Source organism: Pseudomonas sp. AP42, assembly GCF_001728935.1.
In the GTDB taxonomy this organism is placed as follows: domain Bacteria; phylum Pseudomonadota; class Gammaproteobacteria; order Pseudomonadales; family Pseudomonadaceae; genus Aquipseudomonas; species Aquipseudomonas lactis.
The window spans coordinates 1-21,165 of record NZ_LYSO01000040.1 but is presented as its reverse complement, the minus strand read 5'-3'; the positions used below and the strand labels follow the sequence as shown (position 1 = coordinate 21,165).

Here is a 21,165-nt window from a genome sequence, read left to right as displayed (position 1 = left end):
ACCAATTATTTGAATTCCAATGCCAGAGCAGCACACCACGACTCAGCGCGTGGGCTCTGGGGCAACAACTTCAGCTGACGTCCGTGCTCATGCGGCGTAATGGTAATGGTCAGGTCCGGCTTTGGCAAAAAGCCTGTGCCTTTATTTGGCCACTCGATCAGGCATAACGCATCCTCGTCGAAGTAATCACGGATGCCCATGAACTCCAGCTCTTCCGGATCGACCAGGCGATAGAGGTCGAAGTGGAAGGCGCGCACATCCCCGATCTCGTAGGGCTCGACCAACGTGAACGTCGGGCTTTTTACCGCGCCGGTATGGCCCAGGCCGCGAATAATCCCCCGGGACAGGGTGGTTTTACCTGCGCCCAGGTCGCCCTCGAGAAAGATCAACCCGGCCCCTTGCGTGACCTGCGAAATACGCTGACCCAACGCGACCATGGCCTCTTCATCTGCCAGGAAAAGAATTACTTCAGGCACGGCGACTGCTCCTCCAGCAATTGACGAATGGCGGGGATCAGGTCGCTGGCAGCCAAGCCGCGACCAAAACTGCCCTGGCGGTCTCCGGCGATCGCGTGCAACCACACGGCCAGGCAGCTCGCTTCGTACGCGGGCATACCCTGAGCCAATAGTGCGCCGACCAGGCCGGCCAGCACATCGCCGAGCCCCGCCGTAGCCATCGCCGGATGGCCTTGATCACACCGCGACACACGCCCATCAGGGCTGGCAATCAAACTGCCAGCACCCTTGAGGATAGCCACTGCATTGAATTTCTGACTCAACGCGCGCGCCACCTTAAGGCGATCTGCCTGAACCTCGGCTGTCGATAACCCCAACAAACGCGCAGCTTCGCCCGGATGAGGGGTAATCACACAGTGGGCCGGCAGCTCGACGCTGCCAGTGGCCAGTTGGTTGAGCGCGTCGGCATCCCACACCTGCGGCTGACTGGCATTGGCCGCGACCGACAACAGGCTCTTGCCCCAGGCGGCATCGCCCAGGCCTGGGCCAATGACGATCACCGAGATTTTTTCCAGCAGGCCCATCAACTGGTTGGCCGAGCTCACGCCGACGGCCATGACCTCCGGCAGCCGAGCCAGAGCGGCCGACACATGCTCCGGCCGCGTCGCCAGCGAGACCATGCCGGCGCCGCTTCGCAGGGCACTTTCGCTGCTCAGCAGCGCCGCGCCGCCAAAGCCACGGTCACCACCGATGACCAGCAGGTGGCCGAACTGGCCCTTATGGGCGTCCGGGGAACGCGCAGCCAGTTGCGGCAAATGGCCGGGCAACAACAGCTGAACGTCGGTAATTGGGTGTTTTGTCTGAGGCATGCGTCTTCAAGCTCCGATGTCTGGCAGAATTATACGCATCTAACCTGTGGTTTCCCGTGTCTCATGCCTGCTATTACCTCCGATCTGCCCGCCCTCGCCCAATCGATCAAAGACTGGGGACGCGAGCTGGGCTTTCAACAAGTGGGCATCAGCGGCCTCGACCTGGCTGAGCATGAACAGCACCTGCAACGCTGGCTCGACGCGGGTTACCACGGCGAAATGGAATACATGGGCGCCCACGGCAGCAAACGCTCGCACCCGGACGAGCTGGTGCCCGGCACCTTGCGCGTGGTGTCACTGCGCATGGACTACCTGCCCGGCGACACCCAGATGGCGCAATTGCTGGCCCAACCAGAAAAAGCCTACATCTCGCGCTACGCCCTGGGCCGCGATTACCACAAGCTGATCCGCAAGCGCGTGCAGCAACTGGCCGACCGTATCCAGGCGCAGATCGGGCCGTTCGGCTTTCGCGCCTTCGTCGACAGCGCGCCCGTCCTGGAAAAAGCCATCGCCGAACAAGCGGGCCTGGGCTGGATCGGTAAAAACACCTTGGTTCTCAACCGCAAGGCCGGCAGTTATTTCTTCCTGAGCGAACTGTTTGTCGATTTACCGTTGCCGGTCGACCCACCCCACGCCACCGAACACTGCGGCCGCTGCACGGCGTGCCTGGACATCTGCCCCACCAACGCCTTCGTCGGCCCTTACGTGCTGGACGCGCGACGCTGCATTTCGTACCTGACCATCGAACTCAAGAGCGCCATCCCCGAAGACCTGCGTCCACTGATCGGCAACCGCGTGTTTGGCTGCGATGACTGTCAGATCGTTTGCCCGTGGAATCGTTTCGCCCGACCCACCGCCGAAAGCGATTTCAAGCCACGGCACAATCTGGATAACGCTGAACTGGCCGAATTGTTTATGTGGGACGAGGATAAATTTCTCAGCAGCACCGAAGGCTCAGCCTTGCGCCGCGCCGGTTACGAACGCTGGTTACGCAACCTGGCGGTGGGCCTGGGCAATGCACCCTCCAGCATTCCGGTGCTGGAAGCGCTCAAGGCGCGGCGGGACTACCCGTCGGAGTTGGTGCGCGAACACGTGGAATGGGCGCTGGAGCAACACGCTGCGCGTTAGTGAACGTCGTCGTTGTAGACGAACTTGGGCATTTCCCAGTGAAAACGGATCGCCAGCAGGCGTAACAGGAAGCCACTGAACAGCGTCAGCAGAATCGCTTGCTCGCTGGGCAGCTCCAGGTACAGGCACAGCAGGTAGAACCACGCGGCCAGGAAAGACACGCTGGCATATAGCTCGCGGCGGAAGATCAGCGGGATGTCGTTACAGAAGATATCCCGCAGGATGCCGCCGAATACCCCGGTGATGACCCCGCTGACCGACGCCACCAACATGCCGTGGCCCATCTCCAAGGCGGTCATGCAGCCGATCAGAGTGAACGCCACCAACCCCACCGCATCCAGCGCCAGGAACAGCGAGCGCAGGTGGCGCATCAAGGGTGCGATAAAGATCGTCACCAATGCCGCAACGGAGGTCAGCACCAAATATTCCGGGTGTTTAACCCAGGTCAGCGGGTAGTGGCCGAGCAACACATCGCGCACCGAACCGCCGCCCAAGGCGGTCACGCAAGCGATCAGCACCACGCCAAACCAGTCCATGCCACGCCGACCCGCGGACAGGGCGCCAGTCATGGCTTCGGCGGTGATGGCGACGAGGTAGAGCATCAGCAACATGATGGCGATCCTGACAGAGAGGCCGGCAGTCTAATCATTTGCCGAGGGCACCAAAAGGGGGCGTTTGGCTAAAGACCGCGTCGCGCCCTTCGCGAGCAAGCTCGCTCCCACACTTGACCGAGTTGTCATGACGAACGAGGAACAGATGTGGGAGCGGGCTTGCTCGCGAAGACGCCGGGCCAGGCGCTACATCTTCAAGCCTTGATGAAATGCTTGCGGTAATGCTGCAACTCGGCAATCGACTCGCGAATATCATCCAGCGCCAAGTGCGTGCTGCCTTTATGGAAGCTGTCTTTGACTTCAGGCGCCCAGCGCGCAGCCAGTTCCTTCAAGGTCGACACGTCGAGGTTGCGGTAGTGGAAGTAACTTTCCAGCCCCTTCATGTGCGTATAAAGGAAGCGACGGTCCTGGCAGATGCTGTTGCCGCAGATCGGCGATTTGCCCTTGGGCACCCACTGTTCCAGAAAGGCGATGGTTTGGGCTTCGGCTTCGGCCATGCTGATGTGGCTGTCGCGCACGCGCTGGGTCAGCCCGGAGTTACCGTGGGTGCGGGTGTTCCACTCGTCCATGGTGGCGAGTACGGCCTCGCTGTGGTGGATGGCGATCACCGGGCCTTCGGCCAAAGTGTTGAGGTTGCTGTCGGTGACAATGGTCGCCATCTCGATGATGACGTCGGTGTCGGGGTTCAGACCGGTCATTTCCAGATCGATCCAAATCAGGTTCTGTGGGTTTTGCATGGCTTGATTCTCTTGGCACCTTGGCGTAGCCGGGCAGTTTAGCAGGCGGGGGCGTGCTAGACTCGCGACCGTTTTACCCAACTTTTGCATTATCGACACGGAACACCAATGGCCAAACGCCAGCTCAACCGTCGCCAAAACTGGCGCATCGAAAAGATTCAAGGTGAACGCGCCGCCCGCGCCGCCAAACGTGAATCCTCCGCCGTGGAAGCGCTCGAGGGCGGCGACCTGGGCCCCGAACAAACGGGCCTGGTGATCGCGCACTTTGGTGTGCAGGTCGAAGTCGAGGCGCTCGAAGGCGAACTCGCAGGCCAGGTATTCCGTTGTCACTTGCGCGCCAACCTGCCTGCGCTGGTCACCGGCGACAAGGTGGTGTGGCGTGCCGGCAACCAGGGCATCGGCGTCATCGTCGCCCAGTTGCCGCGCAGCACCGAACTGCGCCGCCCCGACAGCCGTGGCCAGCTCAAGCCGGTGGCGGCCAACGTCGACATGATCGTGATCGTGTTCGCGCCGCTGCCCGAGCCCCATGCCAACCTGATCGACCGTTACCTGGTCGCGGCTGAGCATGCTGGTATCCGCCCGTTGCTGCTGCTGAACAAATTCGACCTGATCGACGAGCAGAACGCCCCGGCGCTCAATGCGTTGCTGGCGGTCTACCGCACCCTGGGCTACCCGGTGCTGGAAGTGTCGGCTCACCACGGCAACGGCATGGAACAGCTGCAGCAGCAGTTGGACGGGCGGATCAGCGTGTTCGTCGGCCAGTCAGGCGTGGGCAAGTCGTCGCTGGTCAACAGCCTGTTACCGGAAGTCGAAACCCGCGTGGGCCCGCTGTCGGAACTGTCCGGCCAGGGCACCCACACCACCACCACCGCGCGGTTGTTCCACTTCCCGGGCGGCGGCGAGTTGATCGACTCACCGGGTATTCGTGAATTCGGCTTGGGCCACGTCAGCCGCAGCGATGTGGAAGCGGGCTTCATCGAGTTCAACGACCTGATCGGCACCTGCCGCTTCCGTGACTGCAAACACGACCGCGAGCCGGGTTGTGCGTTGCTCAAGGCACTGGAAGATGGGCGCGTGCAGCAGCAGCGGATGAACAGCTATCGGTCGATTATTGCGAGCTTGCCTGAGAGCAGTTATTGACGGTCAATTTCTTGATACACATAAACCGGGGGGCTGAAAGCCCTAGCCCATTGATTTAACAGGAGCAGGCATCAAGAATTCGAGCCAACTGGGTGGCTGATACGCACAAGCCAGCTTGTATTCGGATTTCCTGATGCTCATAATTGCTCCGTCACCAGCGAAAGCTGGCAGGAGTCTGGATCCTTTTCGGAGTTGATCCAGCGGCGCAGAAGGGGCGAAGCAAGCTCCGCTGCGTGTCGAATGAAGCCGCCTTCGGGCGGCTTTGCTTTTTGTGGGGAATTAACATTTGGCTCTCTACTATCACCCCAAACAAGGCGACGTTTTGCTGTGTGACTTCACCCGAGGCTTTGTCGCCCCGGAAATGCTGAAGATCCGCAAAGTCGTCGTGATATCTCCTACCTCGACCCACAGTCGCAAGCTCTGCACCGTGGTGCCAATCTCCTCTACTGCACCAGCGACCCAATACGACTGGCACCATTTGCTACGCACCAATCCACTTCAGTCCGATGGTTATAAAGAGCTATGGGTGAAGTGCGACATGATTTATACCGTCAGCTTTGAGCGCCTCGACAAGTTGCATAGAAAGACTCGCACCAAAGGTCGGGAGTACTTCGTCCCGCGCCTGTGCGCCGACGACATGCGAGGCGTAGTCAGTGGTGTCAAAGCATACCTCCCACTTTGAACACACATGAAAACGCCCCGAATGATCGGGGCGTTTACGTTTCCAGCGCATAGATCAATTATGACCCAGGTGCGGGCGCCGTAGGATCCTTGACGCCCCCATCATCAAACAGGTTCAGCTTCTGGCGCAGCTCATGGGCTGGCAACGGTTCCTGCTCCGGCGGTAGCGCGTTCGGGTCGGCCGGCACTTCGCCTGGCGCACCGTCGCCCTGGGTCGGTGCCGGTGGCGGTGGTTGATCGCCCTCAATCGCACGCTGGGCTTTTTTGGTCAGCACCACGATGTCGATACGGCGGTTGACCGGGTTGAACGGGTCTTTGGGATCAAACAGCTGCGAGGAGGCAAAGCCCACCACGCGCGCCACTTGCGGGTCCGGGTAGCTGCCGGCTACCAGCGCACGCCGGGCGGCATTGGCGCGGTTGGCCGAGAGTTCCCAGTTGCCGAAATCGCCCTGGCCCGCGTAGGGCTTGGCGTCGGTATGCCCGCTGATGCTGATCTTGTTCGGCACCGCCTTGATGGTGTCAGCCATGGCCAGCAGGATGTCTTCAAAGTACGGCTTCAAGCGCGCACTGCCAGAGTCGAACATCGGCCGGTTGGCCGCATCGGTAATCTGGATGCGCAGCCCCTCGGGGGTGATCTCGAAGGAAATCTGGTCCTTGAACTTCAGCAACTGTGGGTTTTCTTCAACCTTGTTCTGCAATTCCTGCAGCAACAGTTCCAGGCGCTCCTGTTCGACCTGCTCAGCCATGGACTCGACAGTGTCGCGCTCAATCGGAATTTTTTCCTGGGGCGACTCCGTTTGCACTTCGGGGTTGATGGTGCGCTCTGGCGCCAGTTCCGGCGAGCCGCCCAGGTCAATGACAAACGGCGTGCCGCTTTCCGAAAAGCCAATCGGGTCTTTGAAGTAGCCGGCGATGGCAATCTTCTGTTCTGGCGTCGCGGTGGACATCAGCCACAGCACCAGGAAGAACGCCATCATCGCCGTGGCAAAGTCGGCGAAGGCGATTTTCCAGGCGCCGCCATGGTGCCCCGCAGCGAAGCGCTTGACGCGCTTGATGATGATCGGCTGGTTGTTTTCCATGGCTTAACGACCGCGAACCGCTTGTTCCAGCTCGGAGAAACTCGGGCGATGTTTCGGGTACAGCACCTTGCGCCCAAACTCCACGGCCAGCGACGGCGGCATGCCCGAGGCCGATGCCACCAGGCACGCCTTGATCGCTTCGTAGAGGTTGATCTCTTCCTTGGCATCGTGGGCCAGGGAAGTGGCGAGCGGGCCGAAGAAACCATAGGCGGCGAGAATACCGAAGAAGGTCCCCACCAGCGCCGCACCTACGTGCATGCCGATGGCCGCCTGATCGCCCTCGCCCAGGGACGCCATGGTCACCACGATACCCAGTACCGCCGCGACAATACCGAAACCGGGCATGCCGTCGGCGATGCCGGTCACGGCGTGGGAAGGATGCTCCAGCTCTTCCTTGAGGCTGAACAGCTCCATGTCGAACAGGCCTTCCAGTTCGTGGGGTGCCATGTTGCCGGAGGACATGATGCGCAGGTAATCACAGATATACGCGGTCATGCGCTCGTCTTTGAGCACGGCCGGGTACTTGGCAAAAATCGGGCTGGCTGCGGCGTCTTCGATATCACCCTCGATCGCCATCATGCCTTCGCGGCGGCTCTTGTTGAGGATCTCGTAGATCAGCCCCAGCACTTCCAGATAAAACGTGTGGGAGAAGCGCGAGCTGAACATGCCCAGGGACTTCTTGACCACGTGCATGGTCATATAGCCTGGGTTGGCCTGCAAAAATGCGCCGAACGCGGCACCGCCAATAATCAGCACTTCGAAAGGCTGGATCAGTGCGGCGATTTTACCGTGGGAGAGGACGTACCCTCCGAGCACACTTGCGATGACGACAATGATGCCGATAATTTTAGCCATAGGAGAGGGGTACTTGCGCCGTCGGGTTCATGGACATAGGGGGTGTTGCACAAAACTCTTGTTCTACTTATCGGCAAAACTGCGCCAGACTATAGCCCGTTAAGGCGAAAAGCCAATTCGGCCCGTTCCGGGCGTGTAGAACGCAAGTGATGATCGCGCCCCAATCATGGCAATTGAAACGACAGTCCCAACGAACCGCCCCACCACCCTCGCCGCTTGGATCAAGTGCCTGGACGACGTGCTGCTGCCCGTGCCCCAGGCCAGTCATGAGCGCGTATGCAAAGCCATTCGCGATAGCCGCAGTTCATTGCGAGATATTGCGGAGCTGATGCACAACAGCCCGGCCCTGGTGTTGAGCGTGATGCGCGAAGCCAACAGCCAAGCCCACGGCAGCCTGGCCGAACCTGCGGAAAACCTTGAAGTCGCGCTTAACCGCCTGGGCCTCAAACGTGCAGAGGAGTTGTTGGCGCGCCTGCCTTCGGTACCCGCCCGGGAAATTCCCGTGGCCTTGCGTCAACTGTTGCTGATCAGCCAGCACGCATCCCAGCAAGCCAACGGTTTGTTCGGCAGTCGCCTGGCGCGACTGTGGCAGGACATCCACTGGGGCAGCCTGCTGTTTCTGTCGCCGCTGTGGCCGATGGCCGTCGCCTACCCCAAGCTTTTGGAAGAATGGGAATTGCGGGTGATCCATAAAGGCCAATCGGCGCGCCAGGTCGAGCAACAGCTGTTCGGCGTGCGCTTGCTCGACCTGTGCCTGGGCCTGACCGAAGCCTGGCACCTGCCGATCTGGGTTTCACAGGGCTACAAGTTGCTGCTGGCCGAGCAACGCCTGCTGGTCAAGGCGCTGCACATTGCCCGTCAAGACGATGCCCTGCGCCACCAGCAATTGCTCGATGCCGAGCCCAACCTGCGGCGCTGGCTGAACCAGCCGGCCAACACCGTGTTGCTGGCCAATGGCCTGGCGATGTCGGCCCAAGAATCCTGGACCTGCCCGCACACCGAGCGCTGGCAATACCTGACGGCGCTGTACCTGCAAACGCCATTGAGCGATGTGCAACAGCAAGCCCACCAGCAAGCGGTGACCAGCGCGCGCACCACCTTGATGCCCGACCTCTGGCACCCCGCGCTGTCGCTGATCTGGCCGTGGCATGTGCAGAAGGTCCATCGCGGCTTGTTGCCTGCACCGCCTCCGACTGCCGAAGCCTTGGCCGTGTGGCGCACGCGTTGCACCGAGTTGCTGGTGGAACCGAGCCGCTTTGCCAACGCCATGCACCTGACCACTTGCGCCAAGGAAGCCCTGGTGGCCAGTGGCATGCAGCGGGTACTGATATTCATGGCCGATCGCGCCTTGAGCACCTTGCGTGTGCACCAGGCCGACGGCCTGCCCAAGGACGCGGCTCACCTGAGCCTGGATGTGGTCAACAGCACGTTGCTGCAACGCCTGCTGGAAAAGTCCGCCCAGGTACGCCTGAACCCCGACAACCATGCGCAGTTTTCCGCCTTGCTGCCACCGATCCTGCGTCGCCTGTTTGTCGGCGAGCACCTGCTGTTGCGCTCACTGAGCTGCAACGGCCGGGTGGTCATGCTGATCGTGGCGGACCAGGGCGGCGGGCCGTTCTCGGAAACTACCGTGCAAGCGTTCGGCAAAACCGCCCAATGCATCGAGAAAGCCCTGCACAGCTTTACCAACCGCAGCGCCTGATGCTTGCGCTACAATCACCGGCCTTTATCGCCAACATTTGTGCCCAGGAGACCTCACATGCCTGACTTCTCTGGCTTGCCGCTGGTGATCGAATCCGCCGACCTGTCGAGTCGCCTCGATTCCAAGCACTTGATACTGGTGGACCTCACCAGTGCCGCCCGCTACGCCGAAGGGCATATCCCCGGCGCGCATTTCGTTGACCCCAAGCGCACCCAACTGGGCCAGCCGCCCGCACCCGGCCTGCTGCCGAGCAAGGCCGACCTGGAAAAACTGTTCGGCGAACTAGGCCACACCCCGGACGCCACCTATGTGGTCTATGACGACGAAGGCGGCGGTTGGGCCGGGCGCTTTATCTGGATGCTCGACGTGATCGGCCACCAGAAATATCACTACCTCGACGGTGGCCTGCTGGTATGGCTGGATGAAGGCCACGCGCTTTCCACCGATGTGCCCCCAGCAGCCGGCGGCCCGGTCAGCCTTACGCTGCACGACGGCCCTACCGCCACCCGTGAATACCTGCAAAGCCGTCTCGGCGCGGCCGACCTGGGGATCTGGGATGCTCGTGGCCCGCTGGAGTATTCCGGCGAGAAAGTGCTCGCAGCCAAGGGCGGCCACATTCCCGGCGCGGTGAACTTCGAATGGACCGCCGGCATGGACAAGGCACGCAACCTGCGTATCCGCCGTGACATGCCGCAGATCCTCGAAGACCTCGGGCTGACCAAAGACAAAGAAATCATCACCCACTGCCAGACTCACCACCGCTCTGGCTTCACCTACCTGGTGGCCAAGGCGCTCGGTTATCCGCGAGTCAAAGGTTATGCCGGTTCCTGGGGCGAATGGGGCAACCACCCCGACACCCCCGTTGAGATTTAAGGTTTAAGGACAGTTATGAAAAAGCAGTTGTTTATCCTCAGCCAGTACTTGCTGCCACACCACTTGCTGTCGCGCCTGGCCGGCTGTATCGCCGAGTGCCGCGTGCGCTGGTTCAAGAACGCCTTCACTGCCTGGTTCGCCAAGCGCTACCAGGTGGACATGTCCCAGGCCCTGGTGGAAGACCTGAGCGCCTACGAGCACTTCAACGCCTTCTTCACCCGCGCGTTGAAAGACGGCGCCCGCCCGTTGGATCCAACCCCAGGCGCAGTCCTGAGCCCCGCCGATGGCGCGGTCAGCCAACTGGGCCCGATCGAACATGGCCGTATCTTCCAGGCCAAAGGCCACAGCTTCAGCGTGCTGGAACTGCTCGGTGGCGATGCGGCAATGGCTGCGCCGTTCATGGGCGGCGAGTTCGCAACTATTTACCTGTCGCCCAAGGACTACCACCGGGTGCACATGCCATTGGCCGGTACCCTGCGCGAGATGGTGTATGTGCCAGGGCGGATTTTCTCGGTCAACCAGACCACCGCCGAAAACGTGCCGGAGTTGTTCGCCCGTAACGAGCGCGCTGTCTGCTTGTTCGACACCGAACGCGGCCCGATGGCCGTGGTGTTGGTGGGTGCGATGATCGTTGCGTCGATTGAAACCGTGTGGGCCGGCTTGGTGACGCCGCCCAAGCGCGAGCTGAAAACCTTCCGCTACGACGAAGCGGCTCGCGCGCCGATTCATCTGGAAAAAGGTGCGGAACTGGGTCGTTTCAAACTGGGATCGACCGCCATCGTGCTGTTCGGGCCGGACCAGGTCAAGTGGGCTGAAGAACTGGCAGCGGGTACGCCGGTGCAGATGGGCCAGGGTATCGCCTTGCCTAAAGCCTGATCGACACAACCCCTGTAGGAGCGAGCTTGCTCGCGAAGCACTCAAGAGCACCGCGGGCATCCAGAATGCCCGGGTAATCGTTGACGATTTTCGCGAGCAAGCTCGCTCCTACAGGGGGTTGAGTGGCGCCCTAGAGCTGACCGTCGCGGTCACGCAAGCCCAGCAGGTACAGCACGCCATCCAACCCCAAGGTCGAAATCGCCTGCTTGGCCGATTGCTTGACCAACGGCTTGGCACGGAACGCCACGCCCAACCCGGCAATCGCCAGCATCGGCAAGTCATTGGCGCCATCGCCGACCGCAATGGTCTGCTCCAGACGTAAGCCTTCCTTGTGCGCCAATTCCTTGAGCAGGTCGGCCTTGCGTTGCGCGTCGACAATCGGCTCCACCGCCACGCCAGTCACTTTGCCATCCACCACTTCCAGCTCGTTGGCGAATACATAGTCAATGCCCAGCTTGGCCTGCAACTGCTTGGCGAAGTAAGTGAAGCCGCCGGACAGGATGGCAGTCTTGTAGCCCAGGCGCTTGAGTTCGGCGAACAGGGTTTCGGCGCCTTCAGTCAGGCGCAGCGACGCGCCGATCGAATCCAGCACGCCCACGTCTAGGCCCTTGAGCAACGCCAGACGTTCCTTGAAGCTGGCACGAAAATCCAGCTCGCCGGCCATCGCCCGCTCGGTAATCTCAGACACTTGCTCGCCCACACCGGCCGCCTTGGCCAGCTCGTCGATGACTTCGGCTTCGATCAAGGTGGAGTCCATGTCGAACACCGCCAGGCGGCGGTTGCGACGGAACAGGGAGTCTTCCTGGAAGGCGATATCGACGTTCAGTTCCTGGGCCACGCTCAGGAAGTCGGCGCGCAGCGCTTGCGCGTCAGCCGGTTCGCCGCGTACGGAGAACTCGATGCAGCCCTTGCCCTTGTCGGCCGGAGTGTCTAATGGCATGCGACCCGACAGACGGTCGATATGGTCGATATTCAATCCGTACTGCGCGGTAATGGAACTGACGCGCTGCAACTGCTCCGCCGTTACCTTGCGGGTCAACAGGGTGACAATGTGGCGCTTTTTGCCCTGGCCTTCGACCCAGTGTTGGTAATCGGCTTCGGACACCGGGGTGAAACGTACCTGTTGATCGAGCTTATACGCCGTAAACAGGATGTCCTTGAGTACCGAGGAGGCCTGTTCGGTGCTGGGGATTTCCACCAGGATGCCGAACGACAAGGTGTCGTGGATCACCGCCTGGCCGATGTCGAGAATGTTCACACCACCCTGGGCCAGGACGCCGGTAATGGCTGCGGTGAGACCCGGTCGGTCTTCACCCGTGATGTTGATCAGGACAATTTCGCGCAAAGCGCACCCCCAGGCTGGAAAAAAACCGCATTCTACCCACTTTCAGTGACCATCGGGCACAGCCAGCGCTTTGCCGGCCATGGGCCTGTCGCTATACTGCGCGTCAACTTCACGGACCAAGAGCCGAGCGCAAGTGAACCGGCCCACGCCAGTAAAAACCGATAACTTCTTCCTGCTGATCTTCCGGGCACTGCGCCATCGCCGTGTACCGATTGCATTGCGCATCGCCAGCCATAACGTGATCCTGGTCGCTCTGGCCCTGGTGATCTACGCCTGCGTGATGGGTTTGCAGTTCAAGCAGGCCATGCACGAGCAGGCTGATGCCCTGGGCGCGAGCCTGACAACCCAGACCGCCACTTCGGCGACTGAGTTGCTGGTGTCCAACGACATCCTCAGCCTCAACGTGCTGCTCAACAACCTGACCAAGAACCCGCTGGTGGCCCACGCCGCTATCTATAGCGTGGACAACCGGATCATGGCCGAAGCCGGGCAACGCCCGAAAAACGGCCTGCTCGGTGAGGCCGAAGGCCTGTACCAGAGCAATATTACGTTCCAGGACGTGAAGGCCGGCCAACTGCGTATCAGCCTTGATATGCAACAGTTCCAGCAGCCCATGACCATCAGCCTGCAGAGCATGGGCATCCTGAGCGCGATCCTGCTGGCTTTGGCCCTGGCCTTGAGCCTGCGCCTGGGCCGGCATATTTCCACGCCGTTGATGCAACTGCGCATCTGGCTGCGGGATATCGACGAACACACCCCGGCTACCGATCGCCAGGACGAAATCGGCGACCTCGCGCGCCAGCTCCACGCCAGCTTTGCCCCGGAGCCCAAAGCGCCTGAAGTCGAGCCCGAGCCTGAGTACGACGACGCCGAGGACTACACCGACGAGCCTGAGTTTGAAGTGCGCGACCTGCGCGACCCAGGCTTCGACGACAGCGCCCCGGTGGCCGGCCTCAAGCCTGCACCGCGCCATGTGATCAAGGCCGAGGAAGACGAGCTGGACGACGAAGACCCGTTCGCCGACCTGCGCGACACCTCGGCAGCCGCCCCGGTCGCCGCACCGAAACCGGTTGTGGTCAAGAACGCCGAGCCGCAGCACAGCGCCGTACTCGCCGTGCAACTGGGTGCCCAGGAGCAACTGCGCCGCCTGCCCCGTGCCCGCCTGACCGAACTGCTCGAACGCTACCGCGACTGCCTCGACCAGGCTGCTTCGCTCTATCAGAGCGAACTGCATACCCTGAACGATGGCAGCACGCTGATGCTGTTCCACAGCGAAGACAGCGGCGAAGACTACCTGACCAACGCCATCTGCTGCGGCGAGCTGTTGCGCGCCCTGGGCCACGCCCTGCAGATCGAAGTGGCCGACAGCGGCATTACCCTGCAACTGCAGTTGGGCCTAACCGTGGGTGACGACCTGTTTGGCATGAGCCAGATCGACCTGCTGCTCACTGAAATCGCCCAGGATGCCCTGGCCCTGTCCCAGCACAGCCGCAACCTGTTGCTGGTGGAGCGCAAGATCAGCGAAGACACACTGATCCGCCAACGCGCACGTATCCGCCCGATTGCCAGCCCTGAGGGTGCCAGCTGTGTGGAGCGGTTGATGGAGCCGTATCCGTCGATGCTGGAACGGCAGTTGGCGCGGATGCATGAGACCCGCAAGCCCTGAGGCATAGCGTTATACCTACTGTGGAGTTGGGCTTATGTGGGAGCGGGCTTGCTCGCGAAAGCGGCGTGTCAGTCAACTGATGTGACCCTGACACACCTCATTCGCGAGCAAGCCCGCTCCTACACAAGCTCGCTCCTACATTTGGTTTGTGGTATTCGCAGCCCAATAAAAAGGCCCGCTTATTCAGCGGGCCTTTTGTTTGTGCGCGATTCAGATCAGAACCTGAACACTTCCAGATCGGTGCGAATCGGCGTAGCCATCGGCATCTTCGGTTTTTCCGGGGCCGCAGGCTTGGCCTGGGCCGGGGCTTGCTTACGCGGCTGCGCTTCGGCAATCGGCGGCTGGTTGGCCAATGGCTTGAGCGCCACCGACAACTGCTGAGCCAAATGCTGCAACAGCACACCCTGGGCCTGGACCTGGGACGCGGTGGTGCCTGCATGTTCTTCCTGCAGGTGCACAATGCGGTTGTCCCGCACTTGCCCGCGACGGTCGATCAGGCGCCACTGTGCATCCAGGATCGCCGGTTGCGACTTGCCGGAGTCCAGCCGCGTGATGGTCAGCAATACCTGTACATCCGGGGTGAACCCGGAGGGTCCCGGTGCCAAGACCACACGCTGGCTGTCCAGCTGGCCGGCGACCTGACGCAACATCAACTGATTGATATCCGACGACAGGCTACCGGCCCAACGACCATCTGTGGAACCTTGCAGGCTGCCGTCGTTCTGACGTTGAAGCAGGGTTTCGCGTTGCAGGTAGTCGGCAACGACTACCGGCCCCAGCAATACTGCCATGCCAGCGGTTTGAGCTGGCTGAGCCGGACTTCCGCTGTCCAGCTGGTACAGCGACACCGGTTGGTGTGTGCTGCAACCCGCCAACCCCAAAAGGCCAGCGAGCATCAAAAATAGAGGAAGGCGTGGAGCAGTCATCATCCCATCCAAGTGGCTGCCACAAGGCGAACCACAATGTAATACTAAAAATAACCTGAACACGCTCGGCCACGCCGGCGCTGGAAAGGCCATATCATCCGTGAATATGCGCCATGACTCCAGCGCGAAAGCATCGATCTACGCGTTAAATCGTAGATCGAGGCCTCTAGTACCGCTTAAACCGGCGTTTCGACCAGCAAGGCATCCACTCGCTGGAAGCCTCGTGGCAGTTTGTTACCTCGCCGGCCACGCTCACCCTTGTAGTGTTCAAGGTCGTCAGGGCGCAATGACAACGTGCGCTTGCCGGCCTGGAGTACCAAGGTAGAGCCTTCCGGGACCACGGCGATATCAGTCACATACTCCTCGCGACTGGCCACCCGGTCACCGGGAATCCCGATAATCTTGTTGCCCTTGCCCTTGCCCAACTGCGGCAAGTCGCTGATCTTGAACACCAGCAGACGCCCTTCAGTGGTCACCGACGCCAGCCAGTTGCTTTCACGATCTTCCACCGGCCTTGGCAGAATCACCTTGGCGTTGTTCGGCAAGCTCAACAGCGCCTTGCCTGCCTTGTTCTTGGCCTGCAGGTCTTCACCCTTGACCACGAAACCGTAACCGGCATCGGAAGCGATGACATACAGCGAATCATCGTCCGGCAGCAGTACGCACTCGAAATTCGCCCCCGGTGGCGGCGTGAGGCGCCCGGTCAACGGCTCGCCCTGCCCCCGTGCAGATGGCAGGGTATGGGCCGGCACCGAATAACTGCGCCCGGTCGAGTCGATAAACACCGCGAACTGATTGGAACGCCCGGCGGCAGCGGTCTTGAAGCCATCACCGGCTTTGTACGAAAGGCCGGAGGCGTCAATATCATGCCCTTTGGCGGAGCGAACCCAACCCTTTTCCGACAGAACGACGGTAATTTTCTCGTTGGGCAACAGCTCGGTTTCGGTCAGAGCTTTCGCTTCAGCGCGCTCGACGATAGGCGAGCGACGGTCATCGCCATAGGTTTCGGCATCTTTGATCAGTTCGCTGCGCACCAGCTTCTTGAGCTTGGCTTCGCTGCCCAGCAAGGCTTGCAGCTTGGCTTGTTCCTTGAGCAGCGCATCCTGCTCGTCGCGCAGCTTCATTTCTTCCAAGCGTGCCAACTGGCGCAAGCGGGTGTCGAGGATGTAGTCCGCCTGGATTTCGCTCAGCTCGAAACGCGCGATCAGCTCGGCCTTCGGGTGCTCGGCGGTACGGATGATATGGATCACTTCATCCAGGTTGAGGTAGGCGATCAGCAAGCCGTCCAACAGGTGCAAGCGGCGCTCAACCTTGTCGAGGCGGAATTGCAGGCGGCGGCGCACGGTCTGTACGCGGAACTCCAGCCATTCCACCAGCAGGTTGCGCAGGTTCTTGAGCTGCGGCTTACCGTCCAGGCCGATGATGTTGACGTTGACCCGGTAGCTGGACTCCAGGTCGGTGCTGGCAAACAAGTGCTGCATCAGCACTTCATGATCCACCCGGCTGTTGGTCGGGATGATCACGATGCGGCACGGGTTCTCGTGGTCGGACTCGTCACGCAGGTCGGCCACTTGCGGCAATTTCGACGGCTTGGCCTGCATCAACGCGGCGATCTGCTCCAGCACCTTGGCACCTGACACCTGGTGCGGCAGCGCGGTCACGATAATGTCGCCGTCCTCGATGTGGTACACGGCGCGCATACGCACCGAGCCCTTGCCGGTTTCGTACATCTTCAGCAGGTCGGCGCGCGGCGTGATGATTTCTGCTTCGGTCGGGTAATCCGGGCCCTGGATATGCTCGCAGAGCTGCTCGACCGTAGCCTTGGGCTCATCGAGCAAGCGCACGCAGGCGGTGGCGACTTCGCGCAGGTTGTGCGGCGGCACGTCGGTGGCCATGCCGACTGCAATACCGGTGGTGCCATTGAGCAGGATGTTCGGCAAACGCGCCGGCAACACCAGGGGTTCGTCGAGGGTGCCGTCAAAGTTCGGCCCCCAGTCGGCCGTGCCCTGGCCCAGCTCGCTGAGCAGCACTTCGGAATAACGCGACAGCCGCGCCTCGGTGTAACGCATGGCGGCGAAGGATTTGGGGTCATCCGGTGCACCCCAGTTACCCTGGCCGTCCACCAGGGTATAGCGGTAGCTGAACGGCTGGGCCATCAACACCATGGCTTCATAGCACGCCGAATCGCCGTGGGGGTGAAATTTACCTAGCACGTCACCGACGGTACGCGCCGACTTCTTGTGCTTGGAATCGGCGTCCAGGCCCAACTCACTCATGGCGTAGATGATGCGCCGTTGCACGGGCTTCAGGCCGTCGCCGATATGCGGCAAGGCACGGTCCATGATCACGTACATGGAGTAGTTGAGGTAGGCATTTTCGGTGAATTCAGCCAGCGACCGGCGTTCTACGCCATCTAAACTGTCTGCGAGGATGTCACTCATGCGGGCCTCATCATGGGGTAAGGCGCAGTGGAACTGCCGCTGCGCTGATTCAATTCAAAAAAATCTCGATTCATGGCTGGGCACTCCAGCCGCCGTCCGGGGCGGCGAAACGATAGACCATCGGACGCTTTTCACCATCGGCACGCGGGCCGAAATTGTTATCGATGCCGACCCAGGCACCGTCGGCATCCACCAACAGGGCTTCAGCCAGGCCATACGACTGTGGGTAACGTCGCTGCGGTGTCAGGGCTTCGTCGGCAAACGACCAGCACAGCTCAACCTTGGCCGTGAGCGGGTCGCGTCGGCAGATCTGGAACGCATTGCGCTCCAGGGTAAACAGCTTGCCGTTGAACAGCGACAAGTCGGCAAAGTCCTTGGACACGGCCTTGGCGTTGGGGAACTGCGCCGGCTGCACTTCCTGGCCGGCCTCGCTCAACAATACACAACGGCCATCGCAATCCCATACGCTCTGCCCACGCTTGATCGAGACCAGGCCACGACGTTCGCGCTCGGCAGCCAGCCAGATCTGATTGCCTTCCGGGTTTACCGCCAGGCCTTCGAACAAGGCATTAAAGTGCAGCAACATGCCACTGGCTCTGGCTTCGCGCACCATCCCCGGCGCGATTTTCAACCATTCGGGCGCGCCCGCCGCCGGCACCTGCAGCACCGCGGCATGGGCTTCGCTGACAATGTAGCGGTTGCCTGCGGCATCACAGCTGATGCCTTCAAAGTCCAGGTCACCGCCGCGTATGAACGAAGCGGCCTTGGTACGCGAACGCAAGCCCCAAGGCAGGCCGGACTCGGGCACGGGCGGCACGTCGATCTTTATTGCCTCGGCGCTCCAGGTCGGCGCACGGGTATCCAGGCGGTAGATCTGGTCGTCATCGCGGTCCGAAACCGTCCACAGCTCGTTGCCACACAACGCCAGGCCCGACAGGTTCCCACCGCGCATGCCGTCCACCGGATGTTCCGAGACCAGCTTGAGCTCTGCCACGCTGGCGGCAGCCACCTGGGTGACCGCCAGCCCACTCAACATCAGGATCGCCAGGGCGACGCCTGTGCGCATCAGCCCAGCACCTCGGCCAGGTTGCCTTTGGATTCCAGCCAGGTCTTGCGGTCGCCGGCGCGTTTCTTCGCCAGCAGCATGTCCATCATTTCCGAGGTGGCGGCGAAGTCTTCCAGGGTCAACTGCACCAGGCGCCGGGTGTTCGGGTCCATGGTGGTTTCGCGCAGTTGCGGCGGGTTCATTTCACCCAGGCCCTTGAATCGCGTGACCTGTGGCTTGCCGCGTTTCTTCTCGGCCACCAGGCGGTCGAGGATGCCATCGCGCTCGGCTTCGTCCAGGGCGTAGAAAATTTCCTTGCCCAGGTCGATGCGGTACAGCGGCGGCATGGCGACGTAGACGTGACCGGCATCCACCAACGGGCGGAAATGCTGGACGAACAACGCGCACAGCAAGGTAGCAATGTGCAGGCCGTCGGAGTCGGCGTCGGCGAGGATACAGATCTTGCCGTAGCGCAACTGGCTCATGTCCGCCGCGCCTGGGTCTACCCCGATGGCCACGGCAATGTTGTGTACTTCCTGACTGGCGAGCACTTCGCTGCCATCGACTTCCCAGGTGTTGAGGATCTTGCCGCGCAACGGCAGGATCGCCTGGAATTCCTTGTCCCGCGCTTGTTTGGCGGAACCGCCGGCGGAGTCACCCTCCACCAGGAACAGCTCGGAACGCATCGGGTCTTGCCCGGCGCAATCGGCCAGTTTGCCGGGCAATGCCGGGCCCTGGGTGATGCGCTTGCGCTCGACCTTCTTGCTGGCTTTCAAGCGACGGCCGGCGTTGTTGATCGCCAGTTCCGCCAGGGCCAGGCCCAGCTCTGGGTGCTCGTTGAGCCACAGGCTGAAGGCGTCCTTGACCACACCCGAGACAAACGCCGCCGCCTCGCGGGACGACAGGCGCTCTTTGGTCTGGCCGGAAAATTGCGGTTCCTGCATCTTCATCGACAGCACGAACGCGATGCGCTCCCACACGTCTTCCGGCGCCAGCTTCACGCCGCGCGGCAACAGGCTGCGGTATTCGCAGAATTCACGCATGGCATCCAGCAAGCCTTGGCGCAAACCGTTGACGTGGGTGCCGCCCTGGGCCGTGGGGATCAGGTTGACGTAGCTTTCCTGCACGCTGTCGCCACCTTCGGGCAACCACAGCAGCGCCCAGTCCACCGCTTCTTTATTACCCGACAGGCTGCCGCAGAACGGCTCGTTGGGCAGGCGTTCGAAGTCGCTGACCGAATCTTCCAGGTAAGAGCGCAGGCCGTCTTCGTAGTGCCACTCGACCTTCTCGCCGGTGCCTTTGTCTTCAAAGCTGACCAGCAGCCCCGGGCACAACACAGCCTTGGCCTTGAGCACGTGCTTGAGGCGGCTGATGGAGAATTTGGGCGAATCGAAATACTTGGGGTCCGGCGCAAAGTACACGCTGGTGCCGGTGTTGCGCTTGCCCACGGTGCCGATCACTTCCAGGTCGGTGGCTTTGTATCCATCGGCGAAGGTCATCTGGTACTCGTTGCCGTCGCGCTTGACCTTGACCCGCACCAGGGTCGACAGGGCGTTGACCACGGAAATACCCACGCCGTGCAAACCGCCGGAGAACTGGTAGTTCTTGTTGGAGAACTTGCCGCCGGCATGCAGCTTGGTAAGGATCAGCTCGACGCCCGGCACACCCTCTTCGGGGTGAATGTCCACCGGCATGCCACGACCGTCGTCGGACACTTCCAGGGAATGGTCGGCGTGAAGGATGACTTGCACCGACTTGGCGTGCCCGGCCAAGGCTTCGTCGACGCTGTTGTCGATGACTTCCTGGGCAAGGTGGTTCGGCCGACTGGTGTCGGTGTACATGCCGGGGCGTTTGCGCACCGGGTCGAGGCCCGAGAGGACTTCGATGGCGTCGGCGTTATAAGAGCTAGCGCTGGGAGTGGCCATGGGGTCTCGTCGTGAGTCGTTCGATTAAAAAGTGACCTGCGATTTTCTACAGTGACGAAAAATCGAAGGATTGAAACTGATCTGCGCCAATACCGGCAAAGCACAACAGTGCCGGCAATTGCTGGGCGAACCCCTGGTAACCATGGTCGCCACCGGCCTGGATGCGCAAGGCACAGGCCCGGTAATACTGTTGGGCCAGGCGATAATCCAGGGTTTCGTCCCCGGTCTGCAACCACACCTGATAACGCCCGGCATCCTGGGGCGCCGGTACTTCCAGCTCGGCCAGCGCCGTGACGTGGTCCTGTGTCAATTCCCAGGTCTCATCGGTGTAGAGGTTCTTCTGGGTGCCCAGGTAACCGTCAAACATCCGATGGGGGCTGACCGCCGGGTTGACCAGCAGCGCCTTGAGGCCATGGCGTTCGGCAAGATGGGTTGCATAGTAGCCGCCGAGTGAGCTGCCGACCAGCAGTGGCCGGTCCAGTTGCGCAATCGCTTGCTCCAATTGAAGAATTGCCTGACGAGGGTGGTGATGCAGCGCCGGCACACGCAACTGGTCGGACAGGCCAAGGGCATCCATCACAGTGGTCAACTGGCTGGCCTTGTTGGAAGCCGGCGCACTGTTGAAACCGTGGATATACAGGATCGAAGCGGACATGCCGGGCTCTCCGTGCTGGGGCCAAAGAGGCGCAGTTTACAGGGATCAAGGCCGGCTGTGAGCACCTCAATCTATCAGGCACCGAATCCCCCTGTGGGAGCTGGCTTGCCTGTGCAGTTAGCCGCAGCCTCCGGTAACCACGATGCGAAGCGAGTC

The 21,165-nt window shown here is 61.3% G+C and carries 19 protein-coding genes; 7 read left to right on the top strand and 12 right to left on the bottom strand.

What is annotated here, in order from left to right; all coding sequences use genetic code 11:
* Positions 1 to 5: 5 nt before the first annotated feature.
* Positions 6 to 476, bottom strand: coding sequence for a tRNA (adenosine(37)-N6)-threonylcarbamoyltransferase complex ATPase subunit type 1 TsaE (gene tsaE, locus A7K61_RS16205; protein WP_032893846.1), 471 nt, complete (start codon positions 474 to 476; stop codon positions 6 to 8).
* Positions 464 to 1,324 carry an NAD(P)H-hydrate dehydratase gene (locus tag A7K61_RS16200; RefSeq protein ID WP_069557933.1) on the bottom strand — a complete coding sequence of 287 codons (861 nt, stop codon included), beginning with the start codon at positions 1,322 to 1,324 and terminating at the stop codon, positions 464 to 466. The genes tsaE and A7K61_RS16200 overlap by 13 nt, the downstream gene beginning before the upstream one ends.
* A 63-nt stretch (positions 1,325 to 1,387) precedes the next feature.
* Between A7K61_RS16200 and queG the strand changes: the two genes are divergently transcribed.
* A complete protein-coding gene (queG, locus tag A7K61_RS16195) occupies positions 1,388 to 2,452 on the top strand; it encodes a tRNA epoxyqueuosine(34) reductase QueG (RefSeq protein ID WP_069557932.1) in 1,065 nt (354 codons plus the stop codon).
* Here queG and A7K61_RS16190 read toward each other — a convergent pair.
* Both A7K61_RS16190 and orn read right to left on the bottom strand, forming a co-directional pair.
* The gene (locus A7K61_RS16190; RefSeq protein ID WP_169913170.1) at positions 2,449 to 3,066 is read right to left on the bottom strand and encodes a trimeric intracellular cation channel family protein; all 618 of its coding nucleotides are present in this window, start codon (positions 3,064 to 3,066) and stop codon (positions 2,449 to 2,451) included. The two genes, queG and A7K61_RS16190, sit on opposite strands and share 4 nt — an antisense overlap.
* A 191-nt stretch (positions 3,067 to 3,257) precedes the next feature.
* Entirely contained in the window at positions 3,258 to 3,800 is a 543-nt protein-coding gene (gene orn / locus A7K61_RS16185) for an oligoribonuclease (RefSeq protein ID WP_069557931.1), read from the bottom strand.
* 108 nt (positions 3,801 to 3,908) lie between these two features.
* On the opposite strand from orn, the gene rsgA reads away from it, so the two are divergent.
* On the top strand, positions 3,909 to 4,940 hold the full coding sequence (gene rsgA / locus A7K61_RS16180) for a small ribosomal subunit biogenesis GTPase RsgA (protein ID WP_003188044.1): 1,032 nt from the start codon (positions 3,909 to 3,911) through the stop codon (positions 4,938 to 4,940).
* 286 nt (positions 4,941 to 5,226) lie between these two features.
* Positions 5,227 to 5,622 (top strand): type II toxin-antitoxin system PemK/MazF family toxin, encoded by a 396-nt coding sequence (locus A7K61_RS16175; protein WP_044270978.1) that lies wholly within the window; start codon positions 5,227 to 5,229, stop codon positions 5,620 to 5,622.
* A gap of 58 nt (positions 5,623 to 5,680) precedes the next feature.
* Here the strand turns inward: A7K61_RS16175 and motB are convergent, their stop codons facing one another.
* On the bottom strand, positions 5,681 to 6,700 hold the full coding sequence (motB, locus tag A7K61_RS16170) for a flagellar motor protein MotB (RefSeq protein WP_034134753.1): 1,020 nt from the start codon (positions 6,698 to 6,700) through the stop codon (positions 5,681 to 5,683).
* 3 nt (positions 6,701 to 6,703) lie between these two features.
* Positions 6,704 to 7,555 (bottom strand): flagellar motor stator protein MotA, encoded by an 852-nt coding sequence (gene motA / locus A7K61_RS16165; protein WP_003188041.1) that lies wholly within the window; start codon positions 7,553 to 7,555, stop codon positions 6,704 to 6,706.
* 166 nt (positions 7,556 to 7,721) lie between these two features.
* On the opposite strand from motA, the gene A7K61_RS16160 reads away from it, so the two are divergent.
* Genes A7K61_RS16160 through asd form a run of 3 tightly spaced genes read left to right on the top strand, consistent with a single transcriptional unit; the run spans position 7,722 to position 11,006 of the window.
* Positions 7,722 to 9,257, top strand: coding sequence for an HDOD domain-containing protein (locus A7K61_RS16160; RefSeq protein ID WP_069557930.1), 1,536 nt, complete (start codon positions 7,722 to 7,724; stop codon positions 9,255 to 9,257).
* Positions 9,258 to 9,314: 57 nt separating this feature from the next.
* Positions 9,315 to 10,130 carry a rhodanese-like domain-containing protein gene (locus A7K61_RS16155; protein ID WP_044270973.1) on the top strand — a complete coding sequence of 272 codons (816 nt, stop codon included), beginning with the start codon at positions 9,315 to 9,317 and terminating at the stop codon, positions 10,128 to 10,130.
* A 15-nt stretch (positions 10,131 to 10,145) separates the two neighbouring features.
* Positions 10,146 to 11,006, top strand: coding sequence for an archaetidylserine decarboxylase (asd, locus tag A7K61_RS16150; RefSeq protein ID WP_003188035.1), 861 nt, complete (start codon positions 10,146 to 10,148; stop codon positions 11,004 to 11,006).
* A 130-nt stretch (positions 11,007 to 11,136) separates the two neighbouring features.
* On the opposite strand, the gene serB is transcribed toward asd, so the two are convergent.
* Positions 11,137 to 12,351 carry a phosphoserine phosphatase SerB gene (gene serB / locus A7K61_RS16145; RefSeq protein ID WP_003188034.1) on the bottom strand — a complete coding sequence of 405 codons (1,215 nt, stop codon included), beginning with the start codon at positions 12,349 to 12,351 and terminating at the stop codon, positions 11,137 to 11,139.
* Between the two features lie 133 nt (positions 12,352 to 12,484).
* On the opposite strand from serB, the gene A7K61_RS16140 reads away from it, so the two are divergent.
* Positions 12,485 to 14,017: a HAMP domain-containing protein gene (locus tag A7K61_RS16140; RefSeq protein WP_044270970.1), complete on the top strand. Its 1,533-nt coding sequence runs from the start codon at positions 12,485 to 12,487 to the stop codon at positions 14,015 to 14,017.
* Positions 14,018 to 14,232: 215 nt separating this feature from the next.
* Here the strand turns inward: A7K61_RS16140 and A7K61_RS16135 are convergent, their stop codons facing one another.
* The 5 genes from A7K61_RS16135 to A7K61_RS16115 all read right to left on the bottom strand — a co-directional run bounded on the left by A7K61_RS16135 (position 14,233) and on the right by A7K61_RS16115 (position 21,009).
* Entirely contained in the window at positions 14,233 to 14,946 is a 714-nt protein-coding gene (locus A7K61_RS16135) for a membrane integrity-associated transporter subunit PqiC (RefSeq protein WP_032873461.1), read from the bottom strand.
* 173 nt (positions 14,947 to 15,119) lie between these two features.
* Complete coding sequence (gene parC / locus A7K61_RS16130) at positions 15,120 to 17,384, bottom strand: DNA topoisomerase IV subunit A (RefSeq protein WP_069557929.1); 2,265 nt, start codon at positions 17,382 to 17,384, stop codon at positions 15,120 to 15,122.
* A 70-nt stretch (positions 17,385 to 17,454) separates the two neighbouring features.
* Complete coding sequence (locus tag A7K61_RS16125) at positions 17,455 to 18,450, bottom strand: esterase-like activity of phytase family protein (protein WP_047712438.1); 996 nt, start codon at positions 18,448 to 18,450, stop codon at positions 17,455 to 17,457.
* Entirely contained in the window at positions 18,450 to 20,354 is a 1,905-nt protein-coding gene (gene parE, locus A7K61_RS16120) for a DNA topoisomerase IV subunit B (protein WP_003188026.1), read from the bottom strand. The genes A7K61_RS16125 and parE overlap by 1 nt, the downstream gene beginning before the upstream one ends.
* A gap of 46 nt (positions 20,355 to 20,400) precedes the next feature.
* Positions 20,401 to 21,009, bottom strand: a complete 609-nt coding sequence (locus tag A7K61_RS16115) for a YqiA/YcfP family alpha/beta fold hydrolase (RefSeq protein WP_069557928.1) — start codon at positions 21,007 to 21,009, stop codon at positions 20,401 to 20,403.
* Positions 21,010 to 21,165: the final 156 nt, after the last annotated feature.